This is a genomic window from Flavobacterium sp. TC780 (assembly GCF_056783245.1).
The window spans coordinates 1-21,855 of the sequence record NZ_JBXBAV010000170.1 but is presented as its reverse complement, the minus strand read 5'-3'; the positions used below and the strand labels follow the sequence as shown (position 1 = coordinate 21,855).

At 37.6% G+C, this 21,855-nt stretch carries 19 protein-coding genes and 3 pseudogenes; 18 read left to right on the top strand and 4 right to left on the bottom strand.

The features are described 5' to 3' along the window. Positions 1 to 64: 64 nt before the first annotated feature. The 4 genes from AC1RYN_RS19060 to AC1RYN_RS19045 are packed head-to-tail and all read right to left on the bottom strand — an operon-like array spanning position 65 to position 4,092. Positions 65 to 1,822, bottom strand: a complete 1,758-nt coding sequence (locus AC1RYN_RS19060) for a UvrD-helicase domain-containing protein (protein ID WP_244284430.1) — start codon at positions 1,820 to 1,822, stop codon at positions 65 to 67. Between the two features lie 2 nt (positions 1,823 to 1,824). After that, entirely contained in the window at positions 1,825 to 2,442 is a 618-nt protein-coding gene (locus AC1RYN_RS19055; RefSeq protein WP_481808226.1) for an ATP-dependent endonuclease, read from the bottom strand. A gap of 25 nt (positions 2,443 to 2,467) precedes the next feature. After that, positions 2,468 to 3,232, bottom strand: coding sequence for an ATP-dependent nuclease (locus AC1RYN_RS19050; protein WP_481808225.1), 765 nt, complete (start codon positions 3,230 to 3,232; stop codon positions 2,468 to 2,470). A gap of 20 nt (positions 3,233 to 3,252) precedes the next feature. Next, entirely contained in the window at positions 3,253 to 4,092 is an 840-nt protein-coding gene (locus tag AC1RYN_RS19045) for an AAA family ATPase (protein ID WP_481808224.1), read from the bottom strand. A gap of 392 nt (positions 4,093 to 4,484) precedes the next feature. Between AC1RYN_RS19045 and AC1RYN_RS19040 the strand changes: the two genes are divergently transcribed. The 18 genes and pseudogenes from AC1RYN_RS19040 to AC1RYN_RS18955 all read left to right on the top strand — a co-directional run. Next, positions 4,485 to 4,856 carry a hypothetical protein gene (locus AC1RYN_RS19040; protein ID WP_123872414.1) on the top strand — a complete coding sequence of 124 codons (372 nt, stop codon included), beginning with the start codon at positions 4,485 to 4,487 and terminating at the stop codon, positions 4,854 to 4,856. 153 nt (positions 4,857 to 5,009) lie between these two features. Next, the gene (locus tag AC1RYN_RS19035; protein ID WP_089055907.1) at positions 5,010 to 5,864 is read left to right on the top strand and encodes a DUF3347 domain-containing protein; all 855 of its coding nucleotides are present in this window, start codon (positions 5,010 to 5,012) and stop codon (positions 5,862 to 5,864) included. Positions 5,865 to 6,168: 304 nt separating this feature from the next. Continuing rightward, positions 6,169 to 6,948 (top strand): YncE family protein, encoded by a 780-nt coding sequence (locus AC1RYN_RS19030; RefSeq protein WP_244284432.1) that lies wholly within the window; start codon positions 6,169 to 6,171, stop codon positions 6,946 to 6,948. A gap of 137 nt (positions 6,949 to 7,085) precedes the next feature. Then, positions 7,086 to 7,778 carry a DUF3347 domain-containing protein gene (locus tag AC1RYN_RS19025; RefSeq protein WP_089055924.1) on the top strand — a complete coding sequence of 231 codons (693 nt, stop codon included), beginning with the start codon at positions 7,086 to 7,088 and terminating at the stop codon, positions 7,776 to 7,778. Positions 7,779 to 8,026: 248 nt separating this feature from the next. Next, entirely contained in the window at positions 8,027 to 8,539 is a 513-nt protein-coding gene (locus AC1RYN_RS19020; protein WP_481808223.1) for a DUF3347 domain-containing protein, read from the top strand. Between the two features lies 1 nt (position 8,540). Continuing rightward, complete coding sequence (locus AC1RYN_RS19015) at positions 8,541 to 9,011, top strand: heme-binding domain-containing protein (protein WP_481808222.1); 471 nt, start codon at positions 8,541 to 8,543, stop codon at positions 9,009 to 9,011. Between the two features lie 4 nt (positions 9,012 to 9,015). After that, positions 9,016 to 10,326 carry an efflux RND transporter permease subunit gene (locus AC1RYN_RS19010; RefSeq protein ID WP_481808221.1) on the top strand — a complete coding sequence of 437 codons (1,311 nt, stop codon included), beginning with the start codon at positions 9,016 to 9,018 and terminating at the stop codon, positions 10,324 to 10,326. After that, a pseudogene (locus tag AC1RYN_RS19005) lies at positions 10,244 to 12,246 on the top strand (efflux RND transporter permease subunit). Before AC1RYN_RS19010 ends, AC1RYN_RS19005 begins: the two are co-directional and overlap by 83 nt. After that, entirely contained in the window at positions 12,230 to 13,480 is a 1,251-nt protein-coding gene (locus AC1RYN_RS19000) for a TolC family protein (RefSeq protein WP_481808220.1), read from the top strand. The pseudogene AC1RYN_RS19005 and the gene AC1RYN_RS19000 overlap by 17 nt, the downstream one beginning before the upstream one ends. Then, positions 13,458 to 14,798: a heavy metal-binding domain-containing protein gene (locus tag AC1RYN_RS18995; protein ID WP_315171490.1), complete on the top strand. Its 1,341-nt coding sequence runs from the start codon at positions 13,458 to 13,460 to the stop codon at positions 14,796 to 14,798. Before AC1RYN_RS19000 ends, AC1RYN_RS18995 begins: the two co-directional genes overlap by 23 nt. Before the next feature lie 3 nt (positions 14,799 to 14,801). Further along, positions 14,802 to 16,016, top strand: a complete 1,215-nt coding sequence (locus tag AC1RYN_RS18990; RefSeq protein WP_315171487.1) for an efflux RND transporter periplasmic adaptor subunit — start codon at positions 14,802 to 14,804, stop codon at positions 16,014 to 16,016. Positions 16,017 to 16,037: 21 nt separating this feature from the next. After that, positions 16,038 to 16,577 (top strand): DUF3347 domain-containing protein, encoded by a 540-nt coding sequence (locus AC1RYN_RS18985; protein WP_315171485.1) that lies wholly within the window; start codon positions 16,038 to 16,040, stop codon positions 16,575 to 16,577. A 177-nt stretch (positions 16,578 to 16,754) separates the two neighbouring features. Continuing rightward, positions 16,755 to 19,279, top strand: a pseudogene (locus tag AC1RYN_RS18980) (heavy metal translocating P-type ATPase). A gap of 26 nt (positions 19,280 to 19,305) precedes the next feature. After that, positions 19,306 to 19,629 carry a hypothetical protein gene (locus AC1RYN_RS18975; protein WP_481808219.1) on the top strand — a complete coding sequence of 108 codons (324 nt, stop codon included), beginning with the start codon at positions 19,306 to 19,308 and terminating at the stop codon, positions 19,627 to 19,629. Continuing rightward, the gene (locus tag AC1RYN_RS18970; protein WP_481808218.1) at positions 19,608 to 20,552 is read left to right on the top strand and encodes a hypothetical protein; all 945 of its coding nucleotides are present in this window, start codon (positions 19,608 to 19,610) and stop codon (positions 20,550 to 20,552) included. Before AC1RYN_RS18975 ends, AC1RYN_RS18970 begins: the two co-directional genes overlap by 22 nt. Before the next feature lie 18 nt (positions 20,553 to 20,570). Continuing rightward, positions 20,571 to 21,065 (top strand): DUF2911 domain-containing protein, encoded by a 495-nt coding sequence (locus tag AC1RYN_RS18965; RefSeq protein ID WP_481808217.1) that lies wholly within the window; start codon positions 20,571 to 20,573, stop codon positions 21,063 to 21,065. A gap of 28 nt (positions 21,066 to 21,093) precedes the next feature. Next, positions 21,094 to 21,240 carry a hypothetical protein gene (locus AC1RYN_RS18960; RefSeq protein WP_481808216.1) on the top strand — a complete coding sequence of 49 codons (147 nt, stop codon included), beginning with the start codon at positions 21,094 to 21,096 and terminating at the stop codon, positions 21,238 to 21,240. Positions 21,241 to 21,597: 357 nt separating this feature from the next. After that, positions 21,598 to 21,855: pseudogene (locus AC1RYN_RS18955) on the top strand (hypothetical protein); the annotation flags it as partial.

The window sequence follows — 21,855 nt, the reverse complement described above, 5'->3', positions numbered from 1 at the left end:
CACAAAATAGAATTAAAATGGAGACTTTCTCTAACGGTTATGTACTTTTATCATGAACAACTACTTAAATAGGTTGTACTATTTCACCAAACCAGTGCTGTAAGCCTAGAATAGCATTAGCCGATAATTCTTGTGTGAATAAAAGGCTTAGACGATGCTTAGGTCGAGAACACGCAACGTAAAAAAGATTTCTGTTTCTTTCAAATGCATCTCGATTGCCCTCAGGTACATTTCCGGAGTTGACATGCTCAAGCATCTGATTCCAATTATAATGATTCCATCCCCTTCCAAACACAACAATTACGTTGTCAAATTGAGCGCCTTTGACTCCGTGCTTCGTGGAATAAATGGTTTTGTCATCTATGTATTTCGCCAAATTACCAATTTCGGGATAAGGAATTGTGCGAATACCATCATATTTCGTTAGGAAATTTTTATCCTCGTCACTACGCTCTGATTCGGGCTGAAGTCGAACTGTCGCTATGCGGTTTTCACGCTCATCGATTTTCTTTGGTAGCCTTGGTTTTGAAGTCACTTTAAGCAAATCTATAACGCTGCCAATTGTACCATTGGTGCGCTCATCATTTAGCTGCATCATAGCGTCATGCCAGACCTGCTTATCGCTATGTCTTCTAATTCGATTGGTATTAATTCTAAATGCTTCTATCATTAAGCCATAACGCTTTTCTAAAAATGCCGCAGCACCTATCTCTACCGTGTCGGTTAAAAATGAAATGTATTCATTGTTCTTTTTCAGGTAATCATCTGAGTCAGAAAATGCAGAGGAAACAGTTTGATATCCTTGCTCAGAAGCAAGTACATTGTTTGTCAGCATTAATATTTTTGTAGTTTCAGGAGAAATATTCCATCCTGATGCCCGCAGGAGTTCTTTGAGTGTTTCCAAGCGTTCATGCGCTACATCTTCGGGTAAATCACCATTCCAGTGTGCTCCAGTACGTCGCTCTCCAGTAAAATTGTTTGTATGATAAACACTGATTTCGCCAGCAGAAGTTGGGTCATGTTCGTGTTGAGGTAATTCAGGCCGCATATTATTTAATACATCAACAATGCTTTTATCCGATCTGAAATTAGCCTGCTTTCCGATTGAAAGTAATTTACCATCTGTAGCTTGTATCAATCCGCACGAGCTTGAACCATATATTTTTTGCCAGTGGTCTCCAAAAAAACCAATCAATGGTCCTTCTTCGGTTTCGATAAAATTCTCCACCAATGTATTTGCTAAAGATAAGTTCGTATCTTGATATTCGTCAATCAATAGCACCGGATATTTGTTTGCAAATATCTTTCTAAATTTTAAGTCGCTTAATAGTGATGTAAAAAGTTTAATTACATCGTCATGATGCAAGAAAATCTCCGTGTCAGTAATTTTGGGATATCCCAAATTATAAATGACTTTTTGGTCAGTAATACCACCAGCCACTTCAATTCTTGCAACCCATTTCTCCCCCAAGGCAGATATCCTATCCCGTAAAGGTTTTTGAAAAACCTGCATGACTTGCCAAGCAAAAGCATGAATTGTATCAGCGATTATAACCGGATGATTGTCAGTACGAGATTTAATTTCATCTTTTGCGACATTAGTATAAGTGATACAAGCTATTTTTTTATTTGCTCTTTCAAACTCCACTGAATATTTTGATATTAAATGTTTTAATGCTTTAATGAGCGTATAAGTTTTTCCTGCGCCTGCGCCTGCTTCAACAAGAAAATTTTGATGCTCATCAATCGCCTTGAGCACTTGCATTAAACATTCTTGCGATGCTTTTTCTGCCGGACTGGTTTGATCTTCTTCTGCCATCATTTTTATTGTACAAGTTCAACAATTGCTTCCTCAACTTCTTGTGAAGGCTTGTTCGGTCTGAGTGCCAGCCATTGTAAACCTTCAACAATATACTTTGGTGCTTTCCAATCCGTTTTTTCCAATCCGTACTCTAAAGCGAAACCAGACTTATTCTTGTTGTCTGGCGCATTATCGTCAGCAAAATTCTCAATCTCTGAAATCGACGCTCCTGTTACTGCAAATAGATCGCGATTGGCTAAAATTAAAGCTTCTTCGAAACTTCTTCCGCATCCAATAAGCCCATCCTCTGGAATTTGATAAGCAATCCGTCGGGAACCTGCAACTTTTTGATCAGCTGTTTTAGCTAAGCAATCCGCCATTGGATAATAACCGGCTGTACCTGGTGCGAACCAATTTTTTATTCCTGCATTTGAACTATGTGTGCCTTCGCTTACAATTGATCCTGGATATGAAGTTTTATTGTCCTTTACTGTGGAAACAACGGCATCAATGTCAGTGATAACGAGGCACCTCAGTTCTAAAAAGTCTAAAAATTTATAAAAATGGTGTGCATAGGCACCACCAACTTCGATTACGCTAATGTATTGTGTCTCCAGTGTAGGACAGTCTTCGACGGACAACGTGGTTTCGTCCAAAGAAGCATTGTCAACTGCTTCTGCTGCCGTAATAGGAACTTCGTGAGTTGAAATCGCCTCGGGAGCGTTGGTGTCCTTTTTCAGCTTCTTTCTCTGTATCCGGAAGCTGAGCTCGAATTTCTCTGGTCACAGTAGCTTTTAGATCCTCTTCATCAATAACTATATCAGTTGAAGGATTTACAGTTAATTTGGCCTTCGTCAAAGCATCGCTTTTGCTAATTAGTAATGGCATCATTAGTCGCTCTGCAATACCTTCAATCAAAATGGCTTTATCTGCAAAGTAAAGATCACATTTTGTAAGAGTTAGATATTTGTGTAAAAATTCTTTGTCAACCTGCAGTTCATCAGCACGAAATTCTTTTCGCAGATCTTTTATTGTTGTTTCTCTTTGTTCATTATTGGAAGTTAGAAAATATCGTATAGCCTCAAATTCCGCTTCATTGGCAATATGAGTTGAGTGTGTAGTTACAACAAATTGTACGGGCCAAGGTTTTCCTTCATTTAAAACATTTGAAAATTCTTCTGCAATTTCGTAAAGCTTCTTAATAAATATCTGCTGCATCTGTGGATGAAGGTGTGCTTCAGGCTCTTCAATAAAGATTATGTCTAGACTATTGCTAACCGGTCTACTTTGATATTGACGAAAAAACTCAAATAATTGAAACAAAATATAAATTAGATTTCTTGATCCAAGGCCATTATATGTTTCTGGCAAGAATAGGTTGTCGCCCTGATTGTATCTTATTTTGGTATGACTATCTAAGATGTTTGACACGTCGAGACGCGTTTCTGTACTTAGGTTTGGGTCGGCCAAACAGGATAGCCAAATAGTGCTAACGCTGGAAGCAGTTTGTCAAGTTTTCCATTAAAATCTGTATCAACTTTTTCTTGAATTTCATCTATAATAACTTGCAGTGCCTCTGACTTTTCTTTCATGTCTTCAGGTGCTGAATCAGATTTTGATGTTTTAAAAAGTTGCGACAATACTTTACCTAGTACGTCCTTTTCTGAATGTGTCACATCATCAAGGCCACGCTGTGCATTGATGAAACCTGCTCCAATAACGGCTTTAAATTTAGAGTGATCCATTGCCGCAACATTAGTTTCATCATTTGGATCTTGTGCAAATATCTTAGCTTCAAAAAGATTAGGAATTTTTTCTCGTAATGACTTAAGAAATGCCGCAATGCTTTCAGCACTATCGTCAGTAGTTCCTTCAAATAAGTTATCTAATTTACCATCTTTCAAAGTGTATTGAACCAAGATAACGGCAGTGTTACTTGCTACGTTAAGATCGATAATAAAATCACTTAGTGCGCCCAAGTCTTCAGCGTCAATAGGATATTCAATTGTAATTTTAATTTCAATTGAGGGAATATCAGCTCGAATTTCTTGATCATTTGCACCGCTTAGCTTTTTCTGCAATGCAGATTTAAAACCTTCGATAGAAGAAATACTGAAATCAAAAAGGCAAAAAGTTGGGTTTTTATCCCCTATCAGCCTTCGGAAAATTTCGGTTAATGAGGTTTTTCCAGAATTGTTTCTACCTACCACGACGGTAGTGTAATCTTCTAAGCTAAGAACAACCTTCTTTAATAGCCTAAAATTTCCTATTTCTATTGTTTTAATCTTCATTACGCAAACTTTCTTAAATCAGGTTACTATCTAGTCAAAGATACCTAAAATTTCAACAAAATGCTGTGCTAAAATAATCTTACAAGATCTCGATAAACATTAAGTACAGTTACACTAATTTAAAGATTAATGCTTATTAAAATTGAACTGTTTCGTATTTAGTATTACATTGTGATCCTTTTGCTATTCCGGAGGTAGAATACGCACATTATAATGAGCAAAGCAACTTTGATTACATTGTAAAAAATATAAATTAATCATCCTGCCATTTTAACCATGGCAGGAATTATCCGTGGAGCTGATAAACGGTATTTAAAATTAACAACTTTAACATTTAATTTATTTTAACTTATACTTATAATAAGTACCTTTGTTGTATACATTTACTTCTCATGAAAAGATTTTACATTATATTAATTGTTACCCTTGGCCTCTTCCTAGTGCCAACGGCAACTTTTGCATGTGGAAATCTTTCAAAGAAAGCTTCCTGTACTAAGGAAACTTCTAAAACCCATAATGAGGATTGCTGCTCAGAAGAAGGCAGTCATTCCAAAAAGGAAAACCATGATGGATGCGGTCATAAATGTGGACATGCTTCATGCGGGTGTGCTTCAGTTTGTAATGGAGGTATCTCCTTTTTAAACGAACTAGAATTCAAAAACAATACTTTGAGTCTTTTTTCTCAAAAACAAAAATTCTACAATTCAGAAACCTCAATTTTAACAGGTTTCTATTCTATCTGGCTTATACCTAAAATAAGCTAAAAACCTTTTTTGATAGCCATACGTGTGTCAAAAAAGGAAGGCATTTGCTTTTCATTTATTTTAATTTTTCGCTTATATAGAATAATAGTCTATACACCTCGTATATACAATTATTTCTCATAAGGCTACATTCACTTCTAAATACATTTTAAAATGAAATCAATTCAAAAAGGATTGATGGCAATTACAATATTGCTATCAGTCATAGTGTATGGCGCACCTATAAAAAATGCCAAAACCGTAAACACAAAAATTTATGGTAATTGTCTAATGTGCAAAACTGCTATTGAAAAAGCAGGAAACATCAAAAATATTGCTTTGGTAAACTGGGATGAGAACACCAAAATTGCGGCCATTACCTACGACCAGAAGAAAACAAATCAGGATGAGATCCTTAAACGAATTGCCTTAGCGGGATATGACAGTGAGCAATTCTTATCTCCTGCCGAAGCATATGCAAAACTTCCACAATGCTGCCAATATGAAAGAACAAATAAGATGGCTGTCCCAATCAAAGAATCAAAAATGGATATGGAGAAAATGGATCATTCCCAGCATACAACCGCAGTTCTTCCAGATGCACAACAAGACAGTCCATTTAAAACAATTTTCGACAACTACTTTGAGTTAAAAGATGCTTTAGTGAAAACAGATGCCAAGACTACTGCAATCAAATCTAAAGAGCTTCTTACTGCAATCAATGCTGTTAAAATGGACAACCTAAAACCTAAAGAACATACTGCATGGATGAATGTAATGAAAAGTTTAGCTACAGATGCAAAAAACATTTCTGAAACCCAGGATATTAAGAAACAAAGAGAATCCTTTAAAAGCTTATCTAAAAACACTTATGATCTTATAAAAACTACCAATCAGCCACAACCAGTTTATTATAATCATTGCCCAATGGTTGATGCGAATTGGCTGAGCAAAGAAAGTGGTATCAAGAATCCGTATTACGGTTCCCAGATGCTAAGCTGTGGATCAACTATAGAAACAATCAAATAATCCCAAATCAAAAATGAAAAATATAATTACAGGTACTTCAATCCTTGGAGCATTAATCTTAGGAACCCTATGGCTGTCTTCTTGCAGTAAATCAGATGATATGAATATGTCCGATCCAAAATTGAATATAAACTATCCTGCCGCATATGTGGTCAATGGTCAGGACGGCACAATTTCAGTAATCAAATTGGCAACCAATGAAGTTACAGAGACCGTCAGCCTTATGGGGACCGGAACCGATATGATCATGTGGCCGCACCACATTTCTTTACATTCTAATCACCTGGCCATTGGCGTGCCCGGAATGGACTTCTCTGCCGGTCATACTGCCGGCATGGAAGGAATGACAGGTAAACTCCTAGTAATTGATGCCGTCAATGGAACAACTGTAAAAAACATTAACCTGCCAATGATGAACCATAACACGATCTACAGTCCAAATGGTTTAGAAATTTGGGTACCTCAAATGGACATGAATGGAAAAGTTCTGGTTTATGATGCATTAACATACACATTGAAAAATACCATTGCAGTGGGCATGATGCCTGCTGAGCTTACCTTTTCTTCTGACGGGACTAAGGCTTATGTTGCTAATGGAGATGATAATACTGTGTCAGTTATAAATACGACAAGCAAACAAGTTACAGCCACTGTTGCTGTAGGGAACAACCCTGTGGGTGCTTGGACAGGAAGTGATGCCAGAATGTATGTTGATAATGAAGACGGGCAATCTATCTCGGTAATCAATGTGGCAACGGATGCTGTAGATCAAACAATTGATTTAGGATTTATGCCTGGAATAGCGTCTCATAATGGTAGTAAGAAAGAACTTTGGGTAAGCGATCCAGTTAATGCAAAAGTACATTATTGGACTTGGGACCAGACTATGATGATGTGGATGCATGGAGGTGTATTTACTACTGGCGCTGGTGCCCATGCAATAACATTTACAGCGGATGGCAATACAGCATATGTGACCAATCAGACAGCCAATACAGTCTCTGTAGTCAATGTATCAAATCACACTGTCTCTAAAACCATTAATGTAGGCCGAAAACCCAACGGGTTGGTGCTAAAAATGTAAATCCTATCCTAAAAAGGTCTTCAAAATGCCAACTGGAGATTGAATTTGCACAATCAAAAAAAGAATAATTCGTATAACACTCAAATAAAAGAATGTTGGACAAAACAACATTTATAAGAGATCAAAAACTAAAAAAAATGAAAAAAATAATTTTCTCAACCCTTGTAATGGTAATTGTACTTGCAGCCTGTAATTCAAAAAACAAAGAAACTACAACGCCTGAAGCTACTTCCGGGACCACTCAGAATGATTCACAATTGTACGCCTGTTCCATGCATCCTGAAGTTACAGGAAAAAAAGGAGACAAATGTTCCAAATGCGGAATGGAATTAACCGAGCCAGTAAAGGAAATTACTGAAAAAAGTGCAGAGGTAAAAACAACTCAAGCTGCTCAAGCAACATTTTCTATAAACGAAATTGTGAGCAATTATCTAACTTTAAAAAATGCATTAACCAAAGATGATACAAAAGGAGCTGCAAATGCCGGACAAGCATTGTATGCAATTTTTAATAATGTAAATCCCAATTCAATAGATGCGAAATTAAAGTCAGAATATCTTGACATTGCTGATGATGCTAAAGAACACGCAGAACATATTGGAGCTAACGGTGGAAATATCGAACACCAAAGAGAGCATTTTGCCATGTTAAGTAAAGACTTGAATGATTTGATAAAATCTTTCAAATCAGAGCAAAAATTGTATCAAGATTTTTGCCCTATGTATGATGGTGGGAAAGGAGCTATTTGGATAAGCGAAACTAAGGAAATCAAGAATCCATATCAAGGAAAAAAAATGCTAACCTGTGGTTCTATGAAAAAAGAACTGTAGGACAGTTAACTACTTACTTATAAATATATCGGGTTATTTACATAATAACCAATCAATGTTCCGGTGACTACTGATGTTCCGAATTTATTGAAATGGAAAAAATGCATCTAATTTTTTAGACTGCCCTTTGATCCGTTCTTTAACCAAATAGTCACTGATGATATGTGTTTTCATGTAAGTAAGTTGATATACATATTTTCAGAAACATCAATAGTACCCTTTTTTTAAACAATTAAAATTAAATAAAAATGAAAAATGTAATTCTTTCAGCCATAGTTATGGTATTTGTAATGGTTTCTGGTAATGCACAAAGTAAAAAAACAGAGACTAAATTTTCAACTGAACAAATTGTAGCAAATTATTTAGCATTAAAAAATGCACTTGCAAAAGATGACACCAACGGAGCTGCTAAAGCTGGAAAAGCATTGTATGCGACTTTCAAAAGCGTAAATATAAAATCGATAGATCCAAAATCCAAAGCAGCATATCTTGATATAGCCGACGACGCCAAAGAGCATGCAGAACATATTGGGGCTAATGGTGGCAATATTGAGCATCAAAGAGAGCATTTTGCCCTACTGAGTAAAGACGTAAATGATTTGATCAAGACTTTTGGAGCTCCAAAAACACTATACCAGGATTCTTGTCCTATGTATGATGGAGGGAAAGGAGCTATCTGGATTAGTGAAACAAAAGAGATAAAAAATCCTTACTATGGTTCCAAAATGCTTACCTGCGGTTCAATGAAAAAACAATTGTAAAATGAAACGATTCATCAGAAAGATTCTTTTTATTGGGTTAATTATTTTTCTACTGATGCAATTGTATCAGCCTGCCCGAAATTCCGATTACGGGCAGGTTTTACCAATTCACATTTCGAGAGTCTATCCTATTCCCAAAAATGTACAAACGATTCTTCAGACTTCCTGTTATGATTGTCACAGCAACAACACGCAATATCCATGGTACTCCTACATACAGCCGGCACGTACTTTCATGGAGGGGCATATTACTAAGGGTAAAGAAAATTTGAATTTTAGCCAGTGGGGGAGTTATTCCAAACGAAAACAGGAAAATAAATTAGACCGAATTGCCAAGCAGATAAAAGCCAACGAAATGCCTTTGGCTTCCTATACGCTGATCCATAAAAATGCAGTGCTGAATAATGTTCAGAAAGAACAACTGCTCAATTGGATTGAAAAAGTAAACGATAGTCTTGCACAAATAAATTAAATCTATGGTACACAAATTAATAGAATGGTCGCTGCGAAACCGTTATATCGTTTTACTATTATCGGCAGGAATATTTGTATGGGGTATCATCTCTATTCAAAAAAATCCTATTGATGCTATTCCCGATTTATCTGAAAATCAGGTAATCGTATTTACAGAATGGATGGGACGTGCTCCACAGCTCGTTGAAGACCAGATCACCTATCCCTTGGTTACCAACCTTCAGGGATTGCCCAAAATTAAATATGTAAGAGCTGCTTCCATGTTTGGTATGAGTTTTATCTATGTCATTTTTGAAGATGATGTTGATGTATACTGGGCAAGATCAAGAGTACTGGAAAGGCTCAGTACTATTAGCAGCACCCTGCCCAAAGGAGTTGCCCCGCAATTAGGACCCGATGGAACTGGGGTTGGGCATATACTCTGGTATACTTTGGAGGCACCCGGTATTGACCTTGGCGAACAAAGAGCCCTACAGGACTGGTACGTCAAGTTTGCTTTGCAAAATGTTCCCGGAGTGAGTGAAATTGCTTCTTTTGGAGGATTTCAAAAAGAATACCAGGTTACCATTGATCCAAACAAACTGCTATATTATAAGCTGTCTGTCCCAGAGGTTATAAGTGCTGTACGTGCCAATAATAATGAAAGCGGCGGAAGAAAATTCGACATGAGTGATATTGGCTATATCATTAAGACATCCGGTTATCTGAAATCCATCAAAGAGATTGAGGATATTCCACTGAAAAACCAAAATGGCATTCCTATAAAAGTCAGCGATATAGGAACTGTTCAGATGAGCGGGGAAACCCGATTAGGAATCTTTGATCATAATGGCACTGGCAAAGTCGTTGGCGGTATAGTAGTGATGCGTTATGGTGAAAACGCAGATGCTGTAATTGATAATGTGAAAGAAAAAATGAAGGAAGTTGCTAAAGGGCTTCCAAAAGGGGTAAAATTCAATATTGTATATGACCGGGGACATCTGATTAAAGAATCTATTGATTCGGTGAAGCGTACCTTAATTGAAGAAATGCTTGTAGTGTCCCTTATCGTTATTATTTTTCTTTTTCACTGGCGTAGTGCATTAAGTATTATCATCCAGATACCAATTACAATTGCAGCAAGTTTCATACTGCTCAATGCCTTTGACATATCCTCCAATATTATGTCCCTTACCGGTATAGCACTTGCCATTGGAGTAATAGTTGACAACGGTATTATTATGAGTGAAAATGCCTACCAGCATCTCTCACAACGGTATGCACAATGGGAATCTGAACAAAAAAATGAAACAAACTCTGATGAAAAGAATTAAAAATATATTTCGCAAAAAACCACAGTGGATATCCGAAGAGGAAAGACTCAAAATAATTGAGAAAAGCAGCAAGCAGGTTTCTCGTGGAGTATTCTTTGCCACTGTAATTATAATTACTTCTTTCTTGCCTGTGTTTATGCTTACCGGACAGGAAGGAAAACTATTCCATCCTTTGGCCTATACAAAAACATTCATACTGATTGTGGATGCCCTGTTGGTACTTACATTAGCTCCGGTACTGATTTCTTTTTTTATGAAAGGGAAATTCCGTCCAACCGATTCACATCCGGTAAATCGCTTTTTGGAAAGAGGTTATGAGCCAATTATACGCTGGGTTCTAAAATGGAGAAAAACAACTCTTGCAGTCAATATTCTGGCATTATTGATTTCTATACCATTATTAATGCGGCTGGGAACGGAGTTTATGCCTCCATTGGATGAGCAGAGTATTTTATTCATGCCTGTTACCCTCCCTGATGTATCTAATGGAGAAATCAAACGCATTTTGCAGGTACAGGATAAAATAATCAAATCGATTCCTGAAGTAGAAAGTGTTTTGGGAAAGGCAGGGCGAGCTAACACAGCTACGGATAATTCCCCAATGAGCATGATTGAGACCATTATCATGCTAAAACCAAAATCACAGTGGCGTGAAGGAATAGATAAAAAAGATATTATTAAGGAACTCGATACCAAACTCCAGATACCTGGTGTAGTAAACGGTTGGACACAGCCCATTATCAACCGAATCAATATGCTGGCAACAGGAATTCGTACCGACGTAGGAATTAAAGTCTACGGACAAAATCTCGACACCATTGCTCGTGTATCTGAAAGGGTGAAAATGGCTTTAGAAGGAACTCCAGGAGTGTCTGATTTATTTGTAGATCCTATTACCGGAGGTAAATACCTTGATGTGGATGTTAATCGCCAGGAATTGGCCCGATATGGATTAACAGTAGATGATGTAAACCAAACGGTGGAATTTGCTTTAGGTGGTGCATCCATTGGCAATACTGTTGAAGGACGAAGCGTTTTTCAATAAGTGTGCGTATGGCACAGGATTATAGAAATAGCGTGGAACGCATTAAACGCATTCCCTTACAGTCTTCCACCTTTGGAGAAGTGCCATTATCTGCCGTTGCTGATATTAAATTCGTAGACGGTCCTCCAATGATCAGTTCTGAAAATGCACTCCTTCGCGGAGCAGTCATGTTCAATATACGTGATCGTGATATGGGAGGAACCGTACAGGAAGCGATGAAAAAATTAGAAAGTGCCAAAAACATACTTCCTGAAGGGTACTTTATAGAATGGAGCGGACAATATGAGAACCTGATCAGCGGAGAAAAGACTCTTAAAGTCATTGCGCCGCTAGTATTGCTTATTATTTTCTTCGCCCTCTATTTTGCCTTTAATTCCCTTAGAGAAGCCTTTTTAAGTCTTATAACAGTTCCTTTTGCTTTAATTGGAGGTGCCTATATAATTTTTTTCTGGGATGTCAATCTATCAGTGGCGGTAGCTGTAGGTTTTATTGCCTTGTTTGGTATTGCCGTGGAAACCGGAATTGTAATGGTTATTTATCTCAATGATGCCATGGAACAGCTTATCAAGGCCAAAGGAAACTCAAGAGAAACCATTACTAAAGAGGATCTAAGGGAATATGTGGTACACGGCGCCGCAAAACGATTGCGCCCAAAACTAATGACCGTTTGCGTCTCATTATTTGGATTGGTACCTGTCCTGTGGTCCAATGGTGTTGGAATGGATGTAATGAAACCAATTGTATTGCCTATGATTGGAGGCGTATTTACCTCTGCCGTGCATATCTTATTAGTAACCCCGCTTATTTTCCTGATGTCCAAAGAATATGAACTAAGAAAATATGGCAAACTCGAAGTACATGATGTCAAACATTAAAATACTGGCAGTACTATTGCTTTTACTGCCATTACAGCTATTGAGCCAGACCAAACAGGTCTTGTCTCTCGATACAATCCTTCAAAGGATTGATAAAAAAAATGTGCTTCTGCAAAGCTATAGTTTAAAGGCAGAAGGATATAAATACAGTGCCGATGCTGCAACAGCATGGATGGCACCAATGGTGGGTGTGGGAACCTTTATGACCCCCTATCCTTTTCAGGAAGTTATGGATGACCGCGACAAAGGATCTTTAATGTTCAGAATTGAACAGGACATCCCCAATGTAGGAAAGCTAAACAAGAAGAAAAAATTCATCCAGTCCCAAGGAAACATTGAGAACGCTACCCGTGCCATTACGCTTAACGATTATAAAGCACAGGCCAAACAACTATATTACAGTTGGATGGTGGCCGAGCAGCGAATGAAAGTTTTGGATCAGAACGAAAAGATAATGCTCACCATGAAAAAGATTGAGGAAGTGCGCTATCCCTACAACCAATCACAATTGGGTAATGTATACAAGATCGATGCAAGGATTGAAGAAAATAAAAATATGGTCCGCATGCAGGAAGGTGAAATCGCAAAAGCAAGAGCATGGCTCAACAGCTTGATGAACCAGCCCGGCAATGCTGATTTTGCCATAGACACGAGTATTATCCCCGTCTTTAACCCTGCTTTGCACGATACCACAAGTCTTGCAGGAGTGCGTGGTGATATTAAGAAGATGGATGCAGGGATTGAATCGATGCAGCTCAGTATTGAGGCCATGAAAGCAGAGAAAAATCCCTCTTTTAAAATCCAGTTTGACCATATGAATTCTTTTGATAAAATGATGCCCAAAGCTTATTCGGTAATGGCAATGATGTCTATTCCTATTGCTCCCTGGTCATCAAAAATGTATAAATCAGATACCAAAGCAATGCAGTATAATGTGCAGGCAATGGAGAAAGAGAAATCTGCCATGCTGCAGGAAACCCAAGGTATGTTATATGGTATGCAATATGAAATACTGACCATGCAAAAAAGGATTCAGGGACTCGAAACAAAAATTATCCCTTCTATGCAAAAGTCCCTGGATGTAAACTTTTTGAACTATCAGGAAAACAAACTGCAGATTCCTGTAGTAATTGATTCCTGGGAAGCTTTAAATATGCTGCAGAATAACTTATTAGATGAAAAATTAAAACTATATCAAATGATTGTCGATTATGAAAAAGAACTCTATCGCTAAGTTAGTCGCATTGTTATTCGTTTCGATATTATTATTGACAGCCTGTAACAAGAAAACCGAGCATAACAGTAAGCCAGCCCATCAGCATAGTGCAAATCAGGAATATACCTGTCCGATGCATCCTGAAGTTATTCAGGATAAGCCCGGCAGCTGCCCAATATGCGGTATGGAATTGGTTCCAAGACATACCCCTGGTACGGAAACAGCTATAGACAGCAGCCTAAAACACCTTTTAAAACCCGTCAACGAACAGGTCGTTTCTAATATATCTGTCATAAAACCGCAGGGAGGGACTAAAATATTCTCTCTGCAGGTGCAGGGAATTATTACCTACGATACCCGTGAGCAGACCAGCATTTCCAGCAGGGTAAGCGGAAGGATTGAGCGCCTGCTGATTAAGTACAATTACCAGCCCGTAAAAAAAGGACAGCTAATCATGGAAATCTATTCACCTGACCTCGCTGCCGCGCAAAGAGAATTGTTGTTTATTTATCAATCTGATGCAAACAATCCGATGCTTCAAAAAGCAAAAGAGAGACTGTCTCTGCTAGGTATGCAGCAGAAACAAATACAACAGGTATTAAAGACAGGTAAAATTTCCTATCGCATTCCTGTTTACAGTAATGCCACCGGGTACATCTTAGACAATACTGCGACAGCAAACGCTTCTACAGCAGCTCCTTCGGCTTCACCTCAAAGCTCGGTGTCAGATGATGGCATGGGCGCTATGGGCTCAAGTGGCAATGCAGCATCAAATAATAGCGCATCTACCCCTGCTGCCTCTGCTATTATGCTAAGAGAAGGGCAATATATCGGTGCTGGACAATCACTCTTTACAATCTATACCAACAAAAACCTTATCGCTGAGTTTGCTTTTGATCCATCGGTATCACCCCAGATTAAAAAAGGACAAAAATTGGTGTTTTATGAACCATCAGATAAGCAAACCGTATATATTGGTATTATCGGACTCATTCAGCCCGTCTTTAAAGAGGGAAGCAACTTTACTATAGCAAGGATTTATTTGCAGGATAATAAATTTCAAACTGGAAAATTAGTAACTGCAACCATTCCTATTGTCAGCAAAGGCTGGTGGCTCCCGCAAAGTGCCGTTCTCAATCTAGGAAATAAATCCATCGTTTTCAAAAAAGAAAAAGACGTGTTTGTTCCCAGAGAAGTTAAAACGAAAAACAATGCTGATGGAATGGTCCTAATAGATCAAGACATCAGTGATTGGGGTATTGCTGGCAATGCGGCCTATATGATAGACAGTGAGAGTTTTATCAAGATAGCTTCAGAAAATAAATTAAAAAATTAAGTCATGAACAGTAAATCAATAATTCGTACTATTTTGCTCATTGCAATGGTTTTTCCACTTCTATTTACAGCATGTGCCCAAAAAGAAGAAAAAAAAGTCAGTCAGGAAAAAGTTCAAACCTATACCTGTCCCATGCATCCGCAAATTGTAAAAGATGGTCCTGGCTCATGCCCAATCTGTGGAATGGATTTAGTGCCTTTCGAAAAAAACAACTCACAGGACTTTCTAACCTTGGGGCCAAGCCAGCAAGCTCTAGCCAATTTGACTACAATAACTGCCGGAGAAAATGAATTTTCAAATTCTTCCCGACTCAATGGACGTTTGGTTACTGACCCTGAGCAGACTATTTACATATCAAGCCGAGTGGCAGGAAGGATTGAAGAGTTGTATGTAAAAGAAACTGGTGTTCCCGTTCGAAAAGGCCAGCCTTTATACAGAATATATTCAGAGCAGCTATCAGCCCTGCAACAGGAGTACCTCATCGCCACAGCACAGGCCACAAGCTTTGCCGAGGATAAACGCTTTGCCCAAATAAAAAATGCTGCAAAACAAAAACTATTATTGTACGGTCAGTCCGAAGCCCAGCTTAATGAATTATTCAAAAAACAAAAAGCATCCCCTTATGTTGATTATTATTCTCCAAACTCAGGAATAGTTGCAGAACTTTCCATTACAGAAGGCCAATATGTAGCAGAAGGAGCCTCTATTATGAAATTAGAAGATTACAATCGTTTATGGGTCGAAGCTGATGTTTATCCAGCCGATGCAGGTAAAATTAAAACCGGCCAAAAGGTTAAAGTTATAGTCTCGGGTTATGAAGATCAGCCCCAAACAATGACCGTAGATTTTATAAATCCTGCCCTGCAAACAAGCAAGCAGATAATACAGCTGCGCGGTACTATTGCCAATCAAAACAATCAATGGCAGGCAGGTCAGCAGGCAATTGTTTTACTGCCTTCCTCAGAACAGAAAATGAAATTGACCATACCTGTGGATGCTGTTATAAGAGACGGAAGCGGTACACATGTTTGGATTGAAATTGGAAAAGGCAAATATCAGCCTAGAATGGTGGCTATTGGTTCGGAAACCTTCGATGAAGTCGAAATTACTAGCGGCTTAAAAAAAGGTGATGTCGTTGTTGCATCTGGCGCCTATCTCCTGTACAGTGAATTTATATTAAAGAAAGGCAAAAACCCAATGTCAGGAATGAAAATGTAATAACCAATCTCACAACAGACGATGAAAAAAATAATCAAAATAGGAATCCCAATATTATCAATTTTCTTACTTATTGCCTGCGGTAATAATGAAAACAAAAAGCAAGAGAATCCTAAGAATAGTGAAACTTCTGTCCCAATTTCAAAGGAAGCCGAAATCAGGATAAATGATGATGTCTTAAACGCGATATACAGCCAGTATGCCCATTTAACAGTAGCCCTTACCCAAGATAATCTCGCGGAAGCAAAACTGGCGGCCAATGCGATTGAAGCGGGAGCACGGGAAATTAGCAACAGCAGTAATCTTGCAGCAAGCGCTGCATCAATCGTTTCAGCTCCTGATATTGAAAAGCAGCGGGCTGCTTATTCTAAACTAAGTAATGAAATGGTTGCCTTGCTAAAAAAAGCAGGAATGGCCGAGGCTGAACTATACGTGGAATATTGTCCAATGGCTTTCGACAATAAAGGAGCCGTATGGATTAGTTCTACCAAAGAAGTGCGTAATCCTTACTTTGGAGAAAAAATGCTCAAGTGTGGTGAGGTGAAAGAAATAATTAAATAATTAGAATCTAAATACATAACTATTTGTAATTATTTTTCAGTGTTTAACAATAGGCTGTAACAGCTGGTGAACAACAAGTCATTTTAAGTAGATTAAAATTACAGGTTTACTAAAAAAAAACACTAACTTTCTATATATTAAGTAAATAACGCTTCTAAGCTGTAAAAAAATAACCTTATGACACACACCTATACAATATCGGGAATGACTTGCGATGGATGTCGTACGAAAGTAGAAAAAACATTAAATGCTGTGGAGGGAGTAAAGGCAAATGTCACTCTAGATCCCCCATTGGCAACCATTATAATGGAAAAACATATTGCGACCGAGCAACTGCAGGAAGCATTGACTGCGGTTGGAAAGTACACCATTGAAATGACCCACACGACTCATTCCCAAGAAAAAACAGAAGAGAAATCATGCTGTAGTACTGCTAACGATCGTGATCATAAAAAGTTAGCTGTTCCTCATAATGCTGCGGGTGGAAAATACTATTGCCCGATGCATTGTGAAGGCGATAAAATGTATGATAAACCGGGCGATTGCCCTGTATGCGGAATGCATCTGGTACAAGAACCAGCCGCTGTTCAGGTTCAGCAATACACATGCTCTATGCATCCTGAAATTATAACCAATGCGCCAGGTTCATGTCCTATTTGCGGGATGGATCTAGTACCAATGGAACCAAGTGAAAGCGAGGACCAAAAGATTTATAAGGGCTTGGTTAAGAAAATGAAAATAGCGGTTGTATTTACAGTTCCTATTTTCGCCATTGCAATGATAGAAATGGCACACAACAATCCTCTACTTCAACTAATGGATGCGCCTAAATGGAATTGGGTACAGCTTATTTTATCACTTCCTGTTGTCTTTTATGCCTGCTGGGTGTTTTTTGTACGAGCATGGAAATCAATAATCACATGGAACTTGAATATGTTTACCCTTATCGGAATTGGTACAGGAGTGGCATTTTTATTTAGTTTAGTTGGAATGTTTTTTCCAGACATTTTTCCAAGTGAATTTAAGACCCAGCACGGAACAGTACTATTGTACTTCGAGGCTACAACAGTTATTCTAACTTTGGTTTTGTTAGGACAATTGCTTGAAGCCAGGGCGCACAGTCAAACCAGTGGTGCTATAAAAGAATTATTGAAATTGGCTCCTACCGAAGCTACTTTGGTAATTGATGGCGGTGATAAAGTAATCTCAATCCATGATATAAAAAAAGGTAATTTATTACGGGTAAAACCCGGAGATAAAATTCCTGTGGATGGGAAAATAACCGATGGTGAAAGTACAATAGACGAATCGATGATTACAGGTGAACCAATTCCTGTAGATAAAAAAATAGGCGATATGGTGTCTTCAGGAACTATAAACGGAAACAAATCATTTATAATGATTGCCGAAAAAGTTGGTTCGGAAACCTTGCTTTCGCAAATTATACAAATGGTTAATAATGCTAGTCGTTCCAGAGCACCAATTCAAAAACTAGCCGATAGTGTTGCTAAATATTTTGTACCAATTGTTGTTTTAATTTCTATTCTTACCTTTTTCATCTGGGCAAAATTTCATACAACCGGCATTGGTCTATGGGTTTATAAATGCCATTGCGGTATTAATTATTGCCTGTCCTTGTGCTTTAGGATTGGCAACGCCCATGTCTGTAATGGTAGGAGTTGGAAAAGGCGCTCAATCGGGAATTCTGATAAAAAATGCTGAAGCTTTAGAAAAAATGGATAAGGTAAATGTTCTGATTACTGATAAAACAGGAACAATTACAGAAGGGAAACCTTCGGTAGAAAAAATTGTTGCATTACAATATTCAGAAGATGAACTGCTGCAATTCATTGCATCTTTAAATCAGTATAGTGAACATCCTTTGGCACAAGCAGTAGTAAAATTTGCAAAAGCTAAAAATGTCTCTTTAACGAAAATCGATGATTTTGAAAATATTGCAGGAAAAGGAGTTATTGGAACTGCTATTGATAAAAAGATCGCATTAGGGAATAAAAAATTAATGGAGCAAGTAGGCGTAGCTATTTCTGCCACAATTGAAGAGAAAATTATTGCCGAACAAAAATTAGGGAAAAACAGTTTCTTATATCGCTGTAGATAAGAACGTAGTGGGATTTGTAACGATAACCGATGCTATAAAAGAAACCAGTGCTGCTGCTATAAAAGAATTAATGCGTCAAGGAGTTGAAGTAATTATGCTTACGGGAGATAATGTAAATACTGCCAAAGCGGTTGCCGACGAGTTGCATTTAACCTCTTTCCAAGCAGGTTGTTTACCGGAAGACAAATTAAAAGTAATAGAGAAATTACAAGTTGAAGGAAAAGTTGTTGCTATGGCAGGAGATGGTATAAACGATGCGCCAGCTTTGGCACAATCGGACATTGGCATTGCGATGGGAACAGGAACAGATGTCGCGATAGAAAGTGCCAAGATTACTTTGGTAAAAGGAGATTTGCAAGGAATTGTAAAAGCAAAAAATTTGAGCCACGCTGTAATGAGCAACATCAAGCAAAACCTATTCTTTGCTTTTATTTATAATGTCTTAGGTGTACCAGTTGCTGCGGGAGTTTTATATCCGTTTTTCGGAATATTACTTTCTCCTATGATTGCTGCCCTTGCAATGAGTTTTAGTTCGGTATCTGTTATTGTCAATGCATTGCGATTGAGAAGCTTAAAACTCTAAAGAATAATAATTTATTATAAAAACAAATGACCAATCTAGGACAAATTATTCTGCAGTATAAAAACGATAACGAAAGTGTCTACAATACCTGGTTTATAGATAACAACCAACGGCTAAAGGCATTTCGGACTATAAGACGCGGTGTTTTACAAGTCATTGAGGATATTAAAAAGAAAACCTTTCCTAATGATTTTAAAGAAAGCAGCTTAAGAATTTGTTCTGAGTTGCATTGCCGAACAAAAACAAATCTTTACAGGGACTTTGCCATCCGTTTTATTGGAAGCCCAAATTGCGCATTCCCGACATCTATGAAAATCAAAACAATAAATTGGCTTTCGGTCAATTCCTAGAAAATTGTATCAATGCCAAATCTGAAGAACAGGTTGTAAAAGAAATCATAAAACTCGATGAATTAAAAATTAAAGGCTTAGGACCGGCGGTTGCCAGTATTTTATATTTCATACACCCAACATGGTTTCCGCCATTCAACACTGCTATTCTCAATGGTTTTAATTTTCTTTTTAAAGACAAAAAGAAATTGGGAAGCTGGACAGAATATCTTAAAATAAGAGAAACTTTGATGGAAACTAACGCTTTGCATAAATCTCAGCTGTCAAATGATTTAGGTGCCATTGCAGGGTTGTGTTTTGAAATTGGAACCCAGAAAATGCTAATCGGTAACGATGAATATTTAAGCGAGGCAGAACGTTCAAGATTCGAAAGAAACGTACACAAGCGTCAAAAAGAAATACTCGAAGAAAAACTGGAGGAAAATCTGCACAGTGAGATGCAATACCACCTGCTAAAAATAGGTGTTTCTCTAGGTTTCGATGTTACACCGGCAAGCAATGATAAAAACAAATCGTTTAGTGGACAAAACTTCTCCTTTATTTCACTGGAAAAATTCCCTGAGTTGCCTACCGACAAGGATACTCAAAATACCATCAGGCTAATTGATGTGCTCTGGTTTGAAAAAGGCACAAACAAAATTATAGGCGCCTTTGAAGTAGAAAAGAGCACTAGTATCTACTCGGGTATACTGCGCTTGTCTGACCTGTACTTCAGTATCTCAAGGGGAGGGGAAGTTTTTTATATTATTATTCCCAATAACCGGGAAAAGGATGTAGTGCTCCAGCTAAATAGGCCCGTTATAAAAAACTCGAAAATGAATATAAAATATATCCTGTTCTCTGAATTAAAAGCAAATTGTGATGCTATCTGTAAATTTGGAACCGACCATTCAATAATGGAAAAAATATCAATATCAATTTAAAATTAAAATTAAAAAACTATGAAAAAAATATTTCTGCTAAGCTTCATTATTATACAATCATTATCAATTTCTGCACAGGAAAAAGTCCAAATCAAACTTACTTCTGCAAGCCCTTCAGCATCTTTTCAACAAGAAATAGGAAGTTCAACAGTAAAAGTGGCTTACAATAGGCCCTTAGCAAGAGGGCGAAAAATATTTGGCGAATTGGTACCCTATTCCAAACTCTGGAGAACAGGCGCCAGTGACTGTACTACCATCAGTACTGATGAGGATATCACCTTTGGAAATAGTATTTTAAAAGCAGGAACCTACTCTATGTTTTCAATTCCGTCAAAGAATGAGTGGACTATCATTATAAATAGTGATGTCACTTTACATGGCGAAACTGGTTATGATGAGAAAAAAGATGTCATGCGTTTTACGGTTTCCACAGAAAAAACAGCTAATTTCTACGAAACTTTTACCATAGAATTAAATGACATCAATAGTAAAGGGGAAGGTTTTCTTAAATAGAATGGAAAATACGATGGTTAAAATACCGATGAAAAGCAAAGCTGACAAAGAAATTTTAACCCCAATCGACAACTATATTATTAAAGAGAAAAATCAAAATGCTACTTTATTGTTTCAGGCAGCAAATTATTACTCGGCCACGGGAAGAGCAAATAACCAAGTAGTATCCTGTTAACTCCTGAGGCTGAATATTCATATCCGGAAAATTTTTATTATCCCACATTAAGACAGAAAGTATCTTTAGAACTGAAGGATTATCCCAATGCCATTGAGGCTGCAAAAAAAGCCTTAACAATTGCTGAACAGAAAAAAATGAAGGGTACTGAAAAATTAAAAAATCAGATTGAAGAGTTACAATTATTACTTAAAAGTAAGTAAATAATTAAGCTATTATAATATCACACTGAAAACTACAGGAGCTTAAAAAAAAAGATTGCCATTTAAGCCGATACAGTGTTATAGTGACCTTAGACTTGTTTTGTTCAGGGAAATCGTTAAATCTAAATAATTTTTAAATATGAAAAATATGAAAATGGAACACGCAACACAGCTGCATTCAAAAGAGGTGGACTCTAAAATGTACAAAAAATTAGCCCTTATGATAGTATTGTCATTTATTTCGATGTATGTACTAATGTATTCAATGGTCGATATCTTTGCTAATGTCATTCCCAATGTAAACCAATTTTACATGGCAGGACTAATGACTATGCCAATGCTCATAATTGAGATTATTGTAATGGGGAGTATAGGTGCTGCCTCCCTAACAACAGGAGCATGTATTAACCTT

Bases quoted from the DNA above. Each gene is read 5' to 3' on its own strand.
- AC1RYN_RS19060 (WP_244284430.1), bottom strand. From the start codon at position 1,822: ATGATGGCAGAAGAAGATCAAACCAGTCCGGCAGAAAAAGCATCGCAA.
- AC1RYN_RS19045 (WP_481808224.1), bottom strand. From the start codon at position 4,092: ATGAAGATTAAAACAATAGAAATAGGAAATTTTAGGCTATTAAAGAAG.
- AC1RYN_RS19040 (WP_123872414.1), top strand. From the start codon at position 4,485: ATGAAAAGATTTTACATTATATTAATTGTTACCCTTGGCCTCTTCCTA.
- AC1RYN_RS19035 (WP_089055907.1), top strand. From the start codon at position 5,010: ATGAAATCAATTCAAAAAGGATTGATGGCAATTACAATATTGCTATCA.
- AC1RYN_RS19030 (WP_244284432.1), top strand. From the start codon at position 6,169: ATGGACTTCTCTGCCGGTCATACTGCCGGCATGGAAGGAATGACAGGT.
- AC1RYN_RS19025 (WP_089055924.1), top strand. From the start codon at position 7,086: ATGAAAAAAATAATTTTCTCAACCCTTGTAATGGTAATTGTACTTGCA.
- AC1RYN_RS19020 (WP_481808223.1), top strand. From the start codon at position 8,027: ATGAAAAATGTAATTCTTTCAGCCATAGTTATGGTATTTGTAATGGTT.
- AC1RYN_RS19015 (WP_481808222.1), top strand. From the start codon at position 8,541: ATGAAACGATTCATCAGAAAGATTCTTTTTATTGGGTTAATTATTTTT.
- AC1RYN_RS19010 (WP_481808221.1), top strand. From the start codon at position 9,016: ATGGTACACAAATTAATAGAATGGTCGCTGCGAAACCGTTATATCGTT.
- AC1RYN_RS19000 (WP_481808220.1), top strand. From the start codon at position 12,230: ATGATGTCAAACATTAAAATACTGGCAGTACTATTGCTTTTACTGCCA.
- AC1RYN_RS18995 (WP_315171490.1), top strand. From the start codon at position 13,458: ATGAAAAAGAACTCTATCGCTAAGTTAGTCGCATTGTTATTCGTTTCG.
- AC1RYN_RS18990 (WP_315171487.1), top strand. From the start codon at position 14,802: ATGAACAGTAAATCAATAATTCGTACTATTTTGCTCATTGCAATGGTT.
- AC1RYN_RS18985 (WP_315171485.1), top strand. From the start codon at position 16,038: ATGAAAAAAATAATCAAAATAGGAATCCCAATATTATCAATTTTCTTA.
- AC1RYN_RS18975 (WP_481808219.1), top strand. From the start codon at position 19,306: ATGACCAATCTAGGACAAATTATTCTGCAGTATAAAAACGATAACGAA.
- AC1RYN_RS18965 (WP_481808217.1), top strand. From the start codon at position 20,571: ATGAAAAAAATATTTCTGCTAAGCTTCATTATTATACAATCATTATCA.
- AC1RYN_RS18960 (WP_481808216.1), top strand. From the start codon at position 21,094: ATGAAAAGCAAAGCTGACAAAGAAATTTTAACCCCAATCGACAACTAT.